Raw genomic sequence first — 15,891 nt, 5'->3', positions numbered from 1 at the left:
GGGCGTTCCGTCTTGGCCTCCGGTTCAACCGGCAACTGGCGCCGCGAACTGAAGTTCCGCACCGCCCTGCGCTTTCGCAAATTCCGGCACTGGCTGGTGGCGAAGCTTGCCATCGGCGTCATGTCGGCTCTGCGCCTGCTGCCGCCGGACAGCGCGCTCAACTTTGCCGGCCGCGTTGCCCGCCGCATCGGCCCGCTGACCGGTCGCCACAGGCTGACGCTGGACAATCTGCGGCAGGCCTACCCTGAAAAGAGCGAAGCCGAAATCGAAGCCATTGCCCTCGACATGTGGGGCAACATGGCCAGGCTCGGCGCGGAATACATCTTCCTCGACAAGCTGTTCGATCTCGATCCGTGGTCCGATACGCCCGGCCGCATCGAGGTGTCGAAGCAAAGCATCGCGCTGTTCGAGCGTATCGCGGCCGACGAGCGCCCGCACATCATCTTCACCGGACATCTCGGCAATTTCGAGCTGCTGCCGGTGGCCGCGGCGACCTTCGGCATGAAGGTGACCGCCCTGTTTCGGCCTCCGAACAATCCCTATATCGCGGACTATATCCAGTCGATGCGCTCCTCCAGCATGGGCGAGCTGATGCCGTCGCTCAGCGGCGCTTCCTTCGCACTGGCGTCGATTCTCGATCAGGGTGGCAATGTCGGCGTTCTGGTCGACCAGAAATTCATCAATGGTCTTGAAACAACCTTCTTCGGCCGCACCTGCCAGAGCAATCCGCTGCTCGGCATGCTCGCCCGTCATTACGAGTGCGACGTCTATCCCGCCCGTTGCGTGCGCCTGCCGGGAAACCGTTTCCGACTGGAGATCGAGGACAAGCTCGACCTGCCGCGCGGCCCGAAGGGAAATGTGGACGTACAGGCCACGACCCAGCTGGTCACAGATGTGGTGGAACGCTGGGTGCGCGACGATCCCGGCCAGTGGATGTGGTTCCACAAACGCTGGCAGCTGAGCGGCAGACGTCGCGCCGTGCGTGGACAATCCTGACACATATTTAGCCGAAAAAATTAGTTCGATGGCCTCCCGTCACGTCACTTCACCTTTGCAGGCGATGTGTTACACTGCGTGTGCAATGTTTGTCAGGGAGGCTCCATTGAGAACAACCAGAGATAGCAATCGCCCCCCAATGCTCTGGACGCCCTGGGGAGAACAAAAGATCACTCAGCCCGGCGAAAGGTTCGCCGCATTGCGACGGCTGGCGCTGAAACTGCGAAAAGCCCAGCATTTGAAGCTGGCGCAGGACAAGCGGGTTTCGACCTGAAAAGCTGAACCGCAGGCAACCGGATACGCGGCGAGTTGTATGAGCAAAAAGCTGTGCCTGAAAGCTGCGCTCTGAAGCGCAAGACCTCAGGAAAACGCAGCGTAAAATCCGGAAAACAGATTTCGTAGGCTGAAACGGCGGGAATTTCCCGCCGTTTCCTGTTTTCAGTAGTAATTCATCACCGCATGGCGGGCCTCGGCGAAAAACAGCCAACGTTCGGCGAGTATGCCGAGGACGAAGCTCAATGCCGCGAGAGCCGAGAAAAGGATGGCGAAAGCGCCGCCCGGCCCCATCGCGGCAGCGGCGACAAGCAACACTGCCGGCATAATAGCTCCGGCGATGAGCGCCACGTTCCAGAGCTTTTCCGCATGCTTGCGGCCCACGCGAAACCCCATTTCGCGCGTCAGATAATTTTCGGTCATATGCGGACGCTCGAACAGCCGCACCTGTCCCATGGTGCCCAGCCCCGTCGCTGATTCGGGCGTGGACAGGGGCGAAAGCTCTTTCATGCGCGCGCGCCATTTCACCTTCACCGCCCACGCAACGGCCAGCATCACCAGCGCAGCCACCGTCTTCAGCGGTGTGAGCATGCCGGAACAGGCTGCCAGAAACGCCGTAAAAACCAGCCCGCCTGCCGCCGAAAACAGCAGGAAGCAGGCAGGTGTCAGCCGCGTGTTCCATGCCTGCACGGAACGAAGCGAAGCATAGATCATGGCCGTGCAAATCACCGTGCCGGCGCTCATGACCGTGCCCAGCAGCCCCGGCAGCCAGACATAGCGGCTTTCGATGACCGCCAGCCATGCCGACCATGTGAGCGGGATAAAAGTAGCGATCGCCATTGCCCCCTCGCGCGACAGCCAGCTTGAGCGCCACTGGCTGAGCGCGCGCCACGCCCGCTGCGGATTGCCGAGATGAGCGGTGGACGACAGAAGCCCCGCCGCGATCAGCGCCAGCGCCAGTACATGTCCCACTTTCGTGGCGGGATGGGCCGGATCGAGCAGGCCGAGGCCAAGCATAGCCGCGAGACCATAGCCAAGGCCGGAAAGGGTCGTGAACAGGATGATGGACGGTGCCGGATGCAAATTTCAGATCCTGTCCAGCATCTTGTCCAGCCAGCCGAAGAAGCCAGTGGCATCGCTCGTGTCTTCACGCAAAAATCCGGCGCTCGCATCAAGCGGCGTGCGCTTGCGCGGCGGTAGATATTTATTCACCGGGCGCGTGCCCTGCTCCGGCATCAGGTCGATGCCGCCACGTTCGGCAACCAGCTTCGACACCTCAGAGCCGGGATCGCCAAGGTCGCCGAAATGGCGGGCATTGGCCGGGCAGGTGCGCACGCAGGCAGGCGTCCTGTCCGCTTCTTCCAGCGTCTCGTTGTAGATGCGGTCAATGCAGAGCGTGCATTTCTTCATCACGCCGGCGGCAAGGTCCATTTCCCGCGCGCCGTACGGACAGGCCCATGCGCACAGGCCGCAGCCGATGCACTTGTCTTCCTCGACCAGAACGATGCCGTCATCGGCACGCTTGTAGGAAGCGCCGGTGGGGCACACGGTGACACAGGGTGCGGCCTCGCAATGCAGGCAGGATTTCGGGAAATGCACGATGCGCGCCTCCCCAGCCTCGCCCACGACCTCGCTTTCGGGAATGACCTCGAAGGAATGCACCCGGTTCAGCCATGCGCCGGAAACCTCCGCCCCGTAAGGGTCCTGATCGGAAAGCGCCGCGCCATAGCCGCCGGTGTTCCATTCCTTGCAGTTGACCACGCAGGCATGGCAGCCGACGCAGGTGTCGAGATCGATAACGAGACCGAGCTTTTTCGGTGTGGGCAGGCCGGGAAGCGACGTCATTGCGCCCACTCCTGCCCGTAGCGCAGTTCGGCCGGATGCGGCTCGGGCTCCGGCTGCGCCACCGGCGGCCATTGCGGTTCGCTGACACCACCGGCATCTGCCTTTTCGATCCGCACGCGCAGATCATACCATGCCGCCTGCCCGGTTACGGGATCGGAATTGGACAGCCGCAATCCATCCTCACGCGGCGGCAGAAGTTCCGCGATCAGGTGATTCAAAAGAAAGCCCTTTCGGGATTCCGGCGCATCCGCGTCCAGCGCCCATGTGCCGGCCCGCTTGCCGATGGCGTTCCACGTCCACATGGTCGAGGCGTTGACCGCCTCCATCCGCGCCACCTCGACCCGAATGCGGCCGTGATGCGAGATCACCCATGCCCAATCGCCGTCCTTCAGGCCAAGCTCGTCACAGATCGGCCCCGGCACATAGAGCGGATTGCGCGTGTGGATTTGCCGCAGCCACGCATTCATCGAGCCCCATGAGTGGTACATGGCGGCCGGGCGCTGGGTGACGGCGTGATAGGGATATTGATTGCGGTCCACCAGCGCCTCGCCGAACGGACGATACCAGGCCGGCAGCGGGTCGAACGCCTGCAATATGCGCTCCCGGTGCGTTTGCGGCGCAAAGGGCGCGCGCAACCCCTCGGCCGACAGCCGGAATTTCTGCAAATTCTCCTGATAGAGTTGGAATGTCACCGGCTGCGGCGTATCGAAGAACCCCATGCGCACGGCAAAATCCTGATAGGCCTGGTTGGCGTGCTTGAAGAACTGCGCCTCCATGGGGATATGCGCCGAAAAGAACGAGCCGTTTTCGATATAGCGCCGCAATTGCTGCCGGTTGGCCGCTCCCCTGCCGGCCTTGTCGCCATGCAGCCCCCGGAACCCGGCGAGCGGCCCGATACCCGGCCGTCGCTCATGGCGCACGATGTAGTCGGCATAGTCCTTGTAGAGCGGGCGGCCAAGACCATCGGAAAAACCCGGAAGGTTAAGCCGCGCGCCAAGGTCGAGCAGCACCGTCTGGAACGGCCGCACGTCGCGGTCCGGTTCCAGAACCGGCCAGCGGATGGCGTCCTGAACGGCATCCGGCTCCGAAATCGGCCGGTCGAGCAGCGAAATGCAGTCGTGGCGCTCCAGATAGGTGGTGTCGGGCAGTACGAGGTCGGCATAGGCCACCATCTCCGAGGCATAGGCATCGGAATAGATGATTTTCGGGATGCGATACTCGCCGGTTGCCTCGTCCCTGTCCTCCAGCATCCTGATGGTGCCGGCCGTGTTCATGGACGAGTTCCACGCCATGTTGGCCATGTACATGAACAGCACGTCGACCGGATAAGGATCGCCGGCATGGGCGTTGGCGATCACCATATGCATCATGCCATGCGCCGCTATTGGAGCATCCCATGAAAACGCCTTGTCGATGCGGGCGGGGCGGCCATCCTCATCGACCAGCAGATCTTCCGGCCCGCGCGGCAAACCGAGATGCGGGCCAGCCAGCGGTGTGTTGGAGCCGAAATGCTCGGCCTTGCCGTGCGGCGTCGGATGCGCCGACAGCGGCTTCGGATAAGGCGGCTCGAAGCGGAAGCCGCCGGGGCAATCCACCGCGCCGATCAGCACCTGAAGCATGTGCAGCGCGCGCGTGGTCTGGAAACCGTTCGAATGGGCCGAAAGCCCGCGCATGGCATGGAACGAGACCGGCCGACCGACATAGCCCTGATGGCGCTGGCCATTCATGTCGGTCCATGGCTGCCCGATGAAGATTTCCTCCTCGAAGGCAACGCGTGCGATTTCCGCCGCCAGCCCCCGGATCGTATCCGCCGCGACCCCTGTTTCGGCGCAGACCGCTTCGGGCGCATATTTATCGTCCAGATATTTTTCGGCCAGAAGCTGGAACGACGGCACCGCGAAGCGCCCGTCGTCAAGCTGCACCCGGCCCGAAAGCCCCGCCCGCGCGCCTTTGGTGCCGGCCGGCACGATATGTTCCGTCACCGTTTCGTGGACGAGCGGTTTGCCCTCACCGTCGCGCGCGAACAGGCCGTGCTCTGCCGTGCCGGGCGCGTCGATCACCAGCCATGTGGCGTTGGTGTAGCGCACCAGATAATCGACATCGATCCTGCGCGCCTTCAGCAGTTCATGCACCACCGACAGGATCAGCAGGCCATCCGTACCCGGCCGGATGCCGATCCAGTTGTCGGCCACCGCCGAATAGCCGGTGCGGATCGGGTTGACAGAAACAAAGCGCGCGCCGCGCTTCTTCAGCTTCGCGATCCCCATCTTGATCGGGTTGGAATCATGGTCCTCGGCCACGCCGAACATGACGAACAGCTTTGTCCGCTCCCAGTCGGGCGCGCCGAACTCCCAGAACGCCCCGCCGATGGTCATGATGCCGGCCGCCGCCATGTTGACCGAACAGAAGCCGCCATGGGCCGCATAATTGGGTGTTCCGAACTGCTGCGCCCAGAAGCCTGTCAGCGACTGCGACTGGTCGCGTCCGGTGAAGAAGGCAAGCTTCTTCGGATCATCCGCACGCACCTTGCCCAGCCAGTCAGCGGCGATGGCCAACGCTTCATCCCATGAAATTTCCTGAAATTGCCCGGAACCGCGCGGCCCCACCCGCTTCAGCGGCGCCCGCAGCCTTGCCGGCGCGTAATGCTGCATGATGCCGGCCGAGCCCTTGGCGCACAGCACGCCCCTGTTCACCGGATGGTCGCGATTGCCCTCGATGTAGCGGATCTTGCCGTCCTTGATATGGACATTGATGCCGCAGCGGCATGCGCACATGTAGCAGGTGGTCTTGCGCACCTCATCCGCGACCGGCCTTGAAAGCGCGACACGCTCTCTGGGTTTCATCGGCAATGCTCCTTGCACCCAGTGGTAGCCGGACGCGGCCGGAAAGGAAATGCCGGACGCCCGCCACAGGATACAAAATGAACAGGAGCGTTTCTGGTTGCCAGATCAGTTGGTGACGACGATGCGGGTGTTGTTCATGCCCGCCTCGCGAACCAGCGCATAAAAGGTCGCGGCATTGCCGGTCTGTAGTCGCACGCAGCCATGCGAGGCAGGCCGGCCCAGCTGTTTGACAGCACCGGTGCCGTGGATGGCATAGCCGCCATGGTAGAAGACCGAATAGGGCATCGGCGACATATCGTATTTGCGCGAATGCCACATCCTGTGCATGCGCTTGGGCCGCCATGTTCCGCGCGGCGTGACATAGCCCTTGCGCGCCGTGGAGACTTTCCATGTGTAGAGCACGCGGCCGTGTTTCCTGACCGTCATGGTCTGGGAGGAAATACTCACCTTCGCCTCAAGCATTCCGGCACTTGCCTGAACCGGAGATCCCAGCATCATCGCAACCAACGCGACTGCGGAAATCATGATTTTCTGCATCAGAAACTCCCCTTTTTCAGCCCTTGTTCGCTAAAGTCTCCACATTTTCTTGTTTCTGGACATCAACTTGCGATGATCTTCCCTATTGATTGAGAATTTACTGACGCAATACGCGGCATTGACGCCTTTTGCCTTGCTGAACATACGGCTTGCCAAATCCCCCCGATCCTTGCTCAACTGCTGCCATGCAAGATCGAGTTCCCCTGCCTGAAAAGCTGCTTGAAGCCGTGGAAGCGCGCCGCGAGGAAGTGACGGCGCTGACAAGGGATCTGATCAGGTTCCCAACCGTCAATCCGCCGGGAGAAGCCTACACCCCTTGCGCGGAATTCATCGGCGATTACCTGAAACGGCACGGCTTCGGGATCGAGTATATCCGCGGCGAAGGCGCGCCCGGCGACACCGACCGCTATCCGCGCACCAACGTGATCGCCCGCTTCGACGGGCGCGTGCCCGGCCCCACCGTGCATTTCAATTCGCATATCGACGTGGTGGAAGCCGGCGACGGCTGGACGGTCGATCCTTTCGCCGGGGTCGTGAAGGACGGCCGCGTCTATGGCCGGGGCGCCTGCGACATGAAGGGCGGGCTCGCTTCCTCTATCGTTGCGGCGCTCGCCTTCATGCAGGTCTATCCGGATTTTCCGGGTGCCATCGAGATTTCGGGCACGGTGGACGAGGAATCCGGCGGCTTCGGCGGCGTCGCCCATCTGGCGAAACTCGGCTATTTCTCGCCGCCAAAGGTCGATCACGTCATCATCCCCGAACCGCTCAACAAGGAACGAATCTGCCTTGGCCATCGCGGCGTGTGGTGGGCGGAGATCGAGACGAAGGGCGAGATCGCGCATGGCTCCATGCCCTTCCTTGGCGACTGCGCCGTGCGCCACATGGGCGCGGTGTTGCAAGCCTTCGAGGATGAGCTGTTTCCGGCGCTGGACGCCAAGCGCACGGCGATGCCCGTGGTGCCGGAGGGCGCGCGGCGCTCGACCATGAACATCAATTCCATCCATGGCGGCCAGACCGACGATTTCCGGCCCGGCCTGCCCTCGCCCAACGTGCCCGACCGCTGCCGCCTCACCATCGACCGGCGTTTTCTGCTGGAAGAAAAGATCGGCGACGTAAAGCGCGAAGTCGTCTCGATTCTCGATCGGCTGAAACGCGATCGCCCGAAATTCGACTATGAAATCCGCGACCTGATGGAAGTGCAGCCAACCATGACCGAGCGCGATGCGCCGGTAGTCAGGGCAGTGGCGAAAGGAATCATGGCGCTGTTCGAGCGCGAGCCGGACTATGTGATTTCGCCCGGCACCTACGACCAGAAGCACGTCGCGCGGCTAGGCCACCTCTATGACTGCATCGCCTATGGCCCCGGCATTCTGGATCTGGCCCACCGTCCTGACGAGTGGGTCGGCATCGACGACATGGTGGACGCAGCCAAGGTCATGGCCATCGGCCTCAACGTGCTGCTGCGCGGCGGCGCACATTGACGCGCCATACCGCAATGCACAAAAAGCGCGACAAAGGCGATTTACTCAGGGGCGATTCCGCGCTTTGATCCGCCACATCGGGAGACAGGGAGAAGACCGATGAAATCCTGGACATCTTTCCTTGCTGCGGCAGCGATCGCGACAGCACTGAGCCTGCCGGCTTTCGCCGCGCGTACGGATCTCGTCATCGGCATTCCTCTGGAACCGCCCCATCTCGACCCGACCGCCGGTGCCGCCGCAGCCATCGATGAAGTACTCTATGCCAACGTGTTCGAGGGGCTGACCCGCATCGGACCTTCCGGCGAAGTGTTGCCGGCTCTGGCCGAAAGCTGGGAGATTTCCGACGACGGCGCGGTCTACACTTTCAGGCTGCGCAGCGGCGTGAAATTCCATGACGGCAGCGATTTCGACGCCGAAGACGTGAAATTCTCGCTCGACCGCGCCCGCGCCGCGGATTCGGTCAACGCCCAGAAGATCCTCTTCGAGGCCATTGACAGCGTCGAAGCCGTCGATCCGGTCACGGTAAAAATCACGCTCAGGCATCCGCAGGGCGCTTTTCTCTACAATATGGGCTGGGGCGACGCGGTGATCGTGGCGCCGGAATCGGCCGGTACCAACAAGGAAAAGCCGATCGGCACCGGCCCGTTCCGCTTCGAAAGCTGGGCCAAGGGTGCATCCATCAGACTGGTGAAGGCGGACAGCTACTGGGGTGAGCCCGCTTATCTCGACAAGGTCGAGTTCCGCATCGTTCCCGATGCCGCAGCCGCCGTGCCCGCCCTGCTTTCCGGCGACGTTCAGGCATTCCCCTTCTTCCAGCCGGATGGCGTCGCCCAGATCGAGGGCGATCCGCGCTTCAAGGTGGAAGTGGGCGCGACCGAGGGCGAAACGCTGCTGACGATGAACAACAAGAAAGCGCCCTTCGACAAGTTGCAGGTGCGGCAGGCGATTTCCTATGCGCTCGACCGGCAGGCGATCATCGACGGCGCTTCGGCAGGTCTCGGCACGCCCATCGGCTCGCACCAGTCGCCTGCATCGAAAGCCTATGTGGACCTCACCGGCACCTATCCGCATGATGTCGCCAGGGCGAAGGAGCTGCTGAAGGAAGCCGGGCTGGAGAATGGCTTCAGGACCACCATCAAGCTGCCGCCGCCCTCCTATGCGCGTCTCGGCGGCGAGATCATCGCCTCGCAATTGCGCGAGATCGGCATCGAAGCCGAAATCATTCCCGTCGAATGGGCGCAATGGCTGGATCAGGTCTTCACCCGCAAGGATTTCGACCTCACCATCGTCTCGCACACCGAGCCGAACGACATCGATATCTATGCACGCAAGGACTATTACTTCAATTACGACAATCCGGCCTTCGACAAGGTGATCAGCGAGCTTAACCTCATCTCCGACGAGGCAAAGCGCAACGAGTTGCTCGGGCAGGCGCAGAAAATCCTCGCCGACGATGCCGTGGTCGGCTTCCTCTACGAACTCCCGAAAGTGGGCGTATGGGACGCCAAGCTCGAAGGCTTCTGGAAGGACGCGCCCATTCAGGCCAATGATGTGACGAAGGTGCGGTGGACGGACTGAGCGCCAATCCCCGCATCGGACACTCCGTCCGATGACGGCCTATCTCGCGAAACGGCTCGCCATCGCCGCGATCACGCTGGCGCTGGCTTCCGTGGTGGTGTTTGCGGTGCTGGAGATCGTGCCGGGCGACCCGGCGCGCGTCATGCTGGGCATGAATGCCAGCGAAGCGCAGGTCGAGCAGCTGCGCCAGCAGATGGGGCTTGATGGCGGCCCGGTGCAGCGCTACCTGCACTGGTCCGGTAATCTCCTGTCGCTCGACCTCGGCCGTTCCTACACCTACTCCGTGCCCGTCATCGATCTGATTACGGAGCGGCTCGCAGTCTCCCTGCCACTGGCACTGATCGCGCTGGCGCTCTCAACCGCCATCGCCATTCCCGTCGGGCTCTATGCCGCCTCACGGCGCGGCAGGGCCGGTGATGCGATTTCCATGGGCGCAGCACAGCTTGGCGTGGCCGTGCCCAATTTCTGGTTCGCGCTGCTGCTGGTCTATCTGTTCGCGGTCTGGCTGCGTTGGCTGCCGGCCGGCGGTTTTCCGGGATGGAGTGCCGGCATCTGGCCGGCCCTCAAGGCCCTGATCCTGCCGGCCTTGGCACTTGCCCTGCCGCAGGCCGCCATCCTCGCCCGCGTCACCCGCTCGGCGCTGGTCGATGTGCTGTCGGAAGACTACATCCGCACCGCCCGCGCCAAGGGCATGCCGTGGCGCAAGGTGCTGTGGGGCCATGCGCTGCGCAATGCGCTGATCCCGGTCGTCACCATCATGGGCCTGCAATTCGCCTTTCTTCTGGCCGGCACCATCATCATCGAGAACGTGTTCTACCTGCCGGGCCTTGGCCGCCTCATCTTTCAGGCTATCACCCAGCGCGACCTGATCGTGGTCGAAAGCGTGGTCATACTGCTTGTCGCCACCGTGATCGCCGTCAACCTGATCGTCGACCTGTCCTACGCGCTGGTCGATCCCCGGCTCAGAAACCGGGCATGATGGGGAACCGGGCATGAAGGCGCTCACCAACCGCTCCCTGCTGGCCGGCTGCGGCATCACCGGTCTGATTGCCCTGATGGCGCTCGTCTCCTTTCTGTGGACGCCCTACGACGTGACGAAACTCGTGGTGGCCGACCGGACGCAGGCGCCCTCCCTCGCCCATTGGTTCGGCACCGACCATTTCGGCCGCGACATCGCCTCGATGATCATGGTGGGTGCGCGCAATTCCATTGCCGTGGCGCTGGTGGCGGTCGGCATCGGCATGGGGGTGGGCGTGCCGCTCGGCCTGTTCGCAGCCGCGCGCGGCGGCCTGCTGGATGAAGCCCTGATGCGGCTGAACGACCTCGTCTTCGCCTTTCCCGCGCTTTTGTCGGCGATCATGATCACCGCCATTTTCGGCCCCGGCGCCGTCAACGCCATCATCGCCATCGGCATCTTCAACGTGCCGGTCTTCGCCCGCGTGGCGCGTGCAGGTGCGCTGTCGGTGTGGCCGCGCGAGTTCATTCTGGCCGCCCGCGCCGCCGGCAAAGGGCAGGCACTGATCACCGTCGAGCACATATTGCCGAACATCGCCAACCAGTTGCTGGTGCAGGGCACGATCCAGTTCGCGCTCGGCATATTGGCGGAAGCCGGCCTCTCCTATCTCGGGCTCGGCGCACAGCCGCCCATGCCGAGTTGGGGACGCATGCTGTTCGACGCCCAGACGCGCATGACGATCGCCCCGTGGATGGCGCTGTTTCCCGGCATGGCCATCGTCATCACCGTGCTGGGGCTGAACCTTCTGGGCGATGGCATCGCTGACCTGCTCGATCCGAAATCGAGGCGGCGCCGATGAGCCTGCTTGAGATCGAGAAGCTGTCGCTTTCCATCGGGGCCGTGCCGGTCCTGAAGGACGTCGACCTGTCCGTCAGGCAAGGCGAGATCGTGGCGCTGGTGGGCGAATCCGGTTCCGGCAAGTCGATGACGGCGCTGACCGTCATGCAACTCCTGCCCCACGCCGCACGCGCGTCCGGACGTGTGCTGCTGGACGGATCCAATCTGCTGGAGGCCGGCGAAGAACACATGTGTACGCTGCGCGGCGACGACATCGGCATGGTATTCCAGGAACCGATGACCGCGCTCAACCCGCTTAAGACCATCGGCGAGCAGGTAGCTGAAGGCATACGCTGGCACACGCGCTCCAGCCGGGCGGACGCCGAGGAGCGCGCCCGCCAGATACTCGACCGTGTCGGCCTGCCCGAGACAAAATTCCCGCTGTCGCGCTTTCCGCATGAACTCTCCGGGGGCCAGCGCCAGCGCGTGATCATTGCCATCGCCTGCGCGCTGAAACCCCGGCTGCTGATCGCCGACGAGCCGACCACGGCGCTCGACGTTGTGCTGCAGGCGCAGGTGCTCGACCTTTTGCGCGATCTTGTGGCGGAAAACCGCATGAGCCTGCTGCTGATCTCGCACGACCTCGCCGTCGTCGCCGACATGGCCGACCGCATCAGCATTTTGCGCAATGGACAGGTGATGGAGGACGGCGAGACCACACATGTGCTTTCAGCACAGACGCACCCCTACACGCGGCAGCTGGCGCAGGCCTCGACCCATGTGCCGGAAATCCGCGCCACAACCACGCGCAACAAGCCCGACAGCACACAAGCCCCGCTGCTTGTCGTCCAAAAGCTCACCCGCGATTATCCCGGCCAGCGGCTTTCCCTGTTCCGGCGCGGCGCACCCACCCGCGCCGTAGACGATGTGTCGTTTTCCATCGCGCCCGGCCGCTCGGTGGCGCTGGTTGGCCGCTCCGGCTGTGGCAAGTCCACGCTGGCGCGCATGGTGCTGGCGCTGGACAAGCCGACCACCGGCGAAATCCGCTTTTCGGGCGAAAGCCTGACCGGCAGGAGCGAGGCCGACCTGAAGCCGGCGCGCCGCAACATGCAGGTGGTGTTTCAGGACCCCTACGGCTCCTTCGATCCCCGCCAGAGGGTCGAGAAGCTGGTGGCGGAGCCGCTGCATCTTCTTGAAAAGAAGCCATCAAAGGTGGAACGCCGCAAGATGGTCGCTTCGGCCCTTGCTGAAGTTGGTCTCGGATCGGACGCGCTCGACAAATATCCGCACGAATTCTCCGGCGGCCAGCGCCAGCGCATTTCGATTGCCCGCGCCATCATCACGCGGCCGAAGCTGGTGGTCGCCGACGAGCCGGTGTCGGCGCTCGACGTGTCGATCCGCGCCCAGATCCTCGACCTGTTCGCCGATCTGAATGCGCGGCTTGGCATCGCTTACCTGTTCATCACCCATGACCTCACCGTCGCGCGGGCCATAACGGATGAGGTGATGGTGATGGAGGAAGGCCGCATCGTCGAGCGCGGCCCCACGCACAATGTGCTGGACAACCCGCAATCGGACGCGGCACGAGAGCTGGTTGCCGCCGCTCCGGACCTCAGCCGCGCGCTGGCGCGCCGGCTACGCGAACAGGATTAGCTCAGCGCCGGGCGGCCTTCACCACGTCTGCCGGATCGACGTCAAGCACTTCCAGCGTGCGCTTCAGCAGCCTGATCTCGTTCGTGGCAAGGCTGGCGTCGGCTTTCGCGATCTCGACCATATGGCCGGCAAGAACGCGCCGGCGCTCGACCGGCAGATCGCGGAAAAGCGCGATCGCCTGCGCGCCCGTCGTCTCGTAGCCTGCCTCGTTGAGATACTCGATGACGGCATCGACGCTGCTTTCAGGAATGCCGAAAGCATCGCGGCAGATGCGGCGGAAGGTTTCCATCTCGCTGTCGCTGACCGCACCATCGGCCAGGATCATGCGAAACAGCATCAGCAGTTCGGCGGAGAGAACCGGATCGTCGGCCACCTTGCGAACGCCGGGGTCTCCCTCGAACATGTTGCGGATATGGTCCAGAAACGCGAACGCCATTGGCAGGCCCCCTCATGCGGCAATGCCGACATAGTTAGAGCATCGCGGCGCAAAGGGGAATCCGCTTTCACCTCTCATGGATCGACATGAAGGCAGGGTGTGGCCATTGCGCAATCATGCTCCATATGATGGAAAGCTGAAAACCCCGCCGCTTCTTTCCCACGGTGCAATCATGTTCGAACTCGCCGCCGATACCGTGGCCATGCTGGCGCTGGCCGCCTTTCTTGCCGGCATCATCGATTCCATCGCGGGCGGCGGCGGACTGATCACCATCCCCGCCCTGCTGCTTGCCGGAATGCCACCGGTGGAAACGCTCGGCACCAACAAGCTGCAGGGATTGTTCGGATCGGGTTCCGCAACGCTGGCCTATGCGAGCAAGGGGCATGTGGACCTGCGCAAGCAACTGCCCGCCGCCGCCTGTGCCTTCGTCGGCAGCGCGCTGGGAGCGGTTGCGGCCACCGTCGTGCCGGCGGAAATCATGCAGGCTGCCCTTCCCGTCCTGCTCATCGCCATCGCTCTCTATTTCGCCTTGAAGCCCAACATGGGCGATCTCGACCGCACCGAGCGCATGTCGCCCTTTTTGTTCGGGCTCACGGTAGTGCCGGCCATCGGTTTCTATGACGGGCTGTTCGGCCCCGGAACCGGCTCCTTCTACATGCTGGCTTTCGTGGCATTGGCCGGATACGGGGTGCTGAAGGCCACAGCCCACACCAAGCTGCTCAATTTCGCCACCAATGTCGGCGCCTTCGGCATCTTTGCCATTGCCGGCGTGATCTACTGGAAGATCGGCCTGATCATGGGCGTGGCGCAGTTTCTCGGCGCAAGGCTGGGCGCAACGCTGGCAATGCGCGTGGGTGCCGGCCTGATCAAGCCGCTGCTGGTCATCTCCTGTGTAGCGCTTGCCATAAAGCTGCTGGCCGACCCGGCCAATCCGCTGCGCGTGGCTTTGGGGATGTAGAAACTACCGCGCCAGCGCAAAGATGGCGTCGCAGTCCAGACAAGCCTCCAGCTCTTCTGCAATATCATCGAGCGCCCGCTCGACCTCGCCGCGATAGTCGGATACGGAGCCTTTCACACCAAGGCTTTCAAGGAAACGCGAGCGAAAACGATCGGCTGCAAACAGCCCGTGCAGATAGGTCCCGAATACCTTGCCGTCTGCTGAAGTCGCGCCATCTGCCACCCCTTCGATCTCTGCGACCGGCCGGCTGCAATCCGGCCCCCCAGTGCGTCCGAGATGGATCTCATAGCCTTCCAGCGGCAGGCCGAAGGCAACGGAGCGGGCGCTGACGTTGCGCACGGTCTTCTCAGGCTCCATCACCGTCTCGATATCGAGCAGGCCGAGCCCCTCCGTCTCGCGTACGCCACCCTCGATCCCGTCGGGATCACGCACCTTGCGGCCAAGCATCTGGTATCCGCCGCAGATGCCGACGACCTGTCCGCCACGCCTGCGATGCGCCTCCAGATCGCGATCCCAGCCATTTTCCCGGAACTGCATCAAATCTGCGATCGTCGACTTCGAGCCCGGAATGACGACCAGCCCGGCATCTTCGGGCAATGCCTGCCCCGGCGGCACGAACACCACTTCGACCTGCGGCTCGGCGCGCAGGGGATCGAGATCGTCGAAATTGGCGATCCGCGACAGCATCGGCACCGCCACCTTCAATGCCCGCGCCTCGCCTGCAGCCAGACGTTCCAGAGCGACCGAATCCTCGGAAGGAAGGCGCGAGGCCGCTTTCAGCCACGCCACCACCCCGAAGCAGGGCCACCCGGTGAATTTTCCAATCGCTTCAATGCCTTCCGAAAACAGGCTGACATCACCACGAAACTTGTTGATGATGTAGCCGGCCACCATGTGCCGGTCCTCTTCGGGCAGAATGAGATGGGTGCCGGCCAGCGAGGCGATGACGCCGCCGCGATCGATATCGCCCACCATCACCACCGGCACGTTCGCGCGGGTGGCGAAGCCCATATTGGCGATGTCGCGCGGCCGCAGGTTGATCTCGGCCGGCGAACCGGCTCCTTCCACGATCACGAGATCGGCACCCTCGCCGACCTTCGCCCATGACTGCATCACGGCATCCAGGAGCTGGCCCTTGAGGGTCTGGTAATCGCGGGCGCGTGCCTCACCCAGCACCTTGCCCTGTACCACCACCTGCGAGCCGATATCCGTCTGGGGCTTGAGCAGAACCGGGTTCATATGGACGGTTGGTGCAACGCCGCAGGCCAGCGCCTGCAGCCATTGCCCGCGCCCGATCTCGCCGGAGCCGGCTTCACCCGGAATATCGGCCACAGCCGCATTGTTCGACATGTTCTGCGGCTTGAACGGGCGCACTTTCAGCCCGCGCCGAAGCGCTGCCCGGCACAGGCCGGCAACCAGCACGGTCTTGCCGACATCAGAGCCGGTGCCCTGCAACATGAACGCCCGCGCCGTCAAAGCACGGCTTTCCAGCGAAGTGG

General features: G+C 63.3%; 13 protein-coding genes. 7 read left to right on the top strand and 6 right to left on the bottom strand.

Annotated elements, in window-relative coordinates; all coding sequences use genetic code 11:
* The first annotated feature begins 12 nt into the window (after positions 1-12).
* Entirely contained in the window at positions 13-996 is a 984-nt protein-coding gene (locus tag AC5XE7_RS00485; RefSeq protein ID WP_495364568.1) for a lipid A biosynthesis lauroyl acyltransferase, read from the top strand.
* Between the two features lie 438 nt (positions 997-1,434).
* Here AC5XE7_RS00485 and AC5XE7_RS00480 read toward each other — a convergent pair whose 3' ends face one another.
* The 4 genes from AC5XE7_RS00480 to AC5XE7_RS00465 all read right to left on the bottom strand — a co-directional run bounded on the left by AC5XE7_RS00480 (position 1,435) and on the right by AC5XE7_RS00465 (position 6,494).
* Positions 1,435-2,352 (bottom strand): dimethyl sulfoxide reductase anchor subunit family protein, encoded by a 918-nt coding sequence (locus AC5XE7_RS00480; RefSeq protein ID WP_495364569.1) that lies wholly within the window; start codon positions 2,350-2,352, stop codon positions 1,435-1,437.
* Positions 2,353-2,355: 3 nt separating this feature from the next.
* Positions 2,356-3,114 (bottom strand): 4Fe-4S dicluster domain-containing protein, encoded by a 759-nt coding sequence (locus AC5XE7_RS00475; RefSeq protein ID WP_495364570.1) that lies wholly within the window; start codon positions 3,112-3,114, stop codon positions 2,356-2,358.
* Positions 3,111-5,957 carry a molybdopterin oxidoreductase family protein gene (locus AC5XE7_RS00470; RefSeq protein WP_495364571.1) on the bottom strand — a complete coding sequence of 949 codons (2,847 nt, stop codon included), beginning with the start codon at positions 5,955-5,957 and terminating at the stop codon, positions 3,111-3,113. Before AC5XE7_RS00470 ends, AC5XE7_RS00475 begins: the two co-directional genes overlap by 4 nt.
* Positions 5,958-6,062: 105 nt before the next feature.
* The gene (locus AC5XE7_RS00465; protein WP_495364572.1) at positions 6,063-6,494 is read right to left on the bottom strand and encodes a L,D-transpeptidase; all 432 of its coding nucleotides are present in this window, start codon (positions 6,492-6,494) and stop codon (positions 6,063-6,065) included.
* A 203-nt stretch (positions 6,495-6,697) separates the two neighbouring features.
* On the opposite strand from AC5XE7_RS00465, the gene AC5XE7_RS00460 reads away from it, so the two are divergent.
* The 5 genes from AC5XE7_RS00460 (at position 6,698) to AC5XE7_RS00440 (ending at position 12,998) form a co-directional block, all read left to right on the top strand.
* Complete coding sequence (locus AC5XE7_RS00460; RefSeq protein ID WP_495364664.1) at positions 6,698-7,975, top strand: acetylornithine deacetylase/succinyl-diaminopimelate desuccinylase family protein; 1,278 nt, start codon at positions 6,698-6,700, stop codon at positions 7,973-7,975.
* Positions 7,976-8,074: 99 nt separating this feature from the next.
* Entirely contained in the window at positions 8,075-9,553 is a 1,479-nt protein-coding gene (locus AC5XE7_RS00455) for an ABC transporter substrate-binding protein (protein ID WP_495364573.1), read from the top strand.
* Positions 9,554-9,584: 31 nt separating this feature from the next.
* Complete coding sequence (locus tag AC5XE7_RS00450) at positions 9,585-10,532, top strand: ABC transporter permease (RefSeq protein WP_495364574.1); 948 nt, start codon at positions 9,585-9,587, stop codon at positions 10,530-10,532.
* Positions 10,533-10,545: 13 nt separating this feature from the next.
* The gene (locus tag AC5XE7_RS00445) at positions 10,546-11,367 is read left to right on the top strand and encodes an ABC transporter permease (protein WP_495364575.1); all 822 of its coding nucleotides are present in this window, start codon (positions 10,546-10,548) and stop codon (positions 11,365-11,367) included.
* Complete coding sequence (locus AC5XE7_RS00440) at positions 11,364-12,998, top strand: ABC transporter ATP-binding protein (protein WP_495364576.1); 1,635 nt, start codon at positions 11,364-11,366, stop codon at positions 12,996-12,998. The genes AC5XE7_RS00445 and AC5XE7_RS00440 overlap by 4 nt, the downstream gene beginning before the upstream one ends.
* Before the next feature lies 1 nt (position 12,999).
* On the opposite strand, the gene AC5XE7_RS00435 is transcribed toward AC5XE7_RS00440, so the two are convergent.
* Positions 13,000-13,434, bottom strand: a complete 435-nt coding sequence (locus AC5XE7_RS00435) for a tellurite resistance TerB family protein (RefSeq protein ID WP_495364577.1) — start codon at positions 13,432-13,434, stop codon at positions 13,000-13,002.
* 172 nt (positions 13,435-13,606) lie between these two features.
* On the opposite strand from AC5XE7_RS00435, the gene AC5XE7_RS00430 reads away from it, so the two are divergent.
* Positions 13,607-14,392, top strand: a complete 786-nt coding sequence (locus AC5XE7_RS00430) for a TSUP family transporter (protein WP_495364578.1) — start codon at positions 13,607-13,609, stop codon at positions 14,390-14,392.
* A 3-nt stretch (positions 14,393-14,395) separates the two neighbouring features.
* On the opposite strand, the gene AC5XE7_RS00425 is transcribed toward AC5XE7_RS00430, so the two are convergent.
* On the bottom strand, positions 14,396-15,850 hold the full coding sequence (locus AC5XE7_RS00425; protein WP_495364579.1) for a cobyric acid synthase: 1,455 nt from the start codon (positions 15,848-15,850) through the stop codon (positions 14,396-14,398).
* Positions 15,851-15,891 lie beyond the last annotated feature (41 nt).

The sequence above is a fragment of the Aquamicrobium sp. YD-1-mutant5 genome (genome assembly GCF_059509755.1).
Note: the sequence above shows the minus strand (reverse complement) of the source record. Positions and strands in the feature narration are given on the sequence as shown.

What these genes read in the sequence shown, in the direction of transcription:
- AC5XE7_RS00440 (WP_495364576.1), top strand. Translation starts at nt 11,364, where the DNA reads ATGAGCCTGCTTGAGATCGAGAAGCTGTCGCTTTCCATCGGGGCCGTG.
- AC5XE7_RS00430 (WP_495364578.1), top strand. Translation starts at nt 13,607, where the DNA reads ATGTTCGAACTCGCCGCCGATACCGTGGCCATGCTGGCGCTGGCCGCC.
- AC5XE7_RS00455 (WP_495364573.1), top strand. Translation starts at nt 8,075, where the DNA reads ATGAAATCCTGGACATCTTTCCTTGCTGCGGCAGCGATCGCGACAGCA.
- AC5XE7_RS00450 (WP_495364574.1), top strand. Translation starts at nt 9,585, where the DNA reads ATGACGGCCTATCTCGCGAAACGGCTCGCCATCGCCGCGATCACGCTG.
- AC5XE7_RS00445 (WP_495364575.1), top strand. Translation starts at nt 10,546, where the DNA reads ATGAAGGCGCTCACCAACCGCTCCCTGCTGGCCGGCTGCGGCATCACC.
- AC5XE7_RS00425 (WP_495364579.1), bottom strand. Translation starts at nt 15,850, where the DNA reads ATGTTGCAGGGCACCGGCTCTGATGTCGGCAAGACCGTGCTGGTTGCC.
- AC5XE7_RS00465 (WP_495364572.1), bottom strand. Translation starts at nt 6,494, where the DNA reads ATGCAGAAAATCATGATTTCCGCAGTCGCGTTGGTTGCGATGATGCTG.
- AC5XE7_RS00475 (WP_495364570.1), bottom strand. Translation starts at nt 3,114, where the DNA reads ATGACGTCGCTTCCCGGCCTGCCCACACCGAAAAAGCTCGGTCTCGTT.
- AC5XE7_RS00435 (WP_495364577.1), bottom strand. Translation starts at nt 13,434, where the DNA reads ATGGCGTTCGCGTTTCTGGACCATATCCGCAACATGTTCGAGGGAGAC.
- AC5XE7_RS00470 (WP_495364571.1), bottom strand. Translation starts at nt 5,957, where the DNA reads ATGAAACCCAGAGAGCGTGTCGCGCTTTCAAGGCCGGTCGCGGATGAG.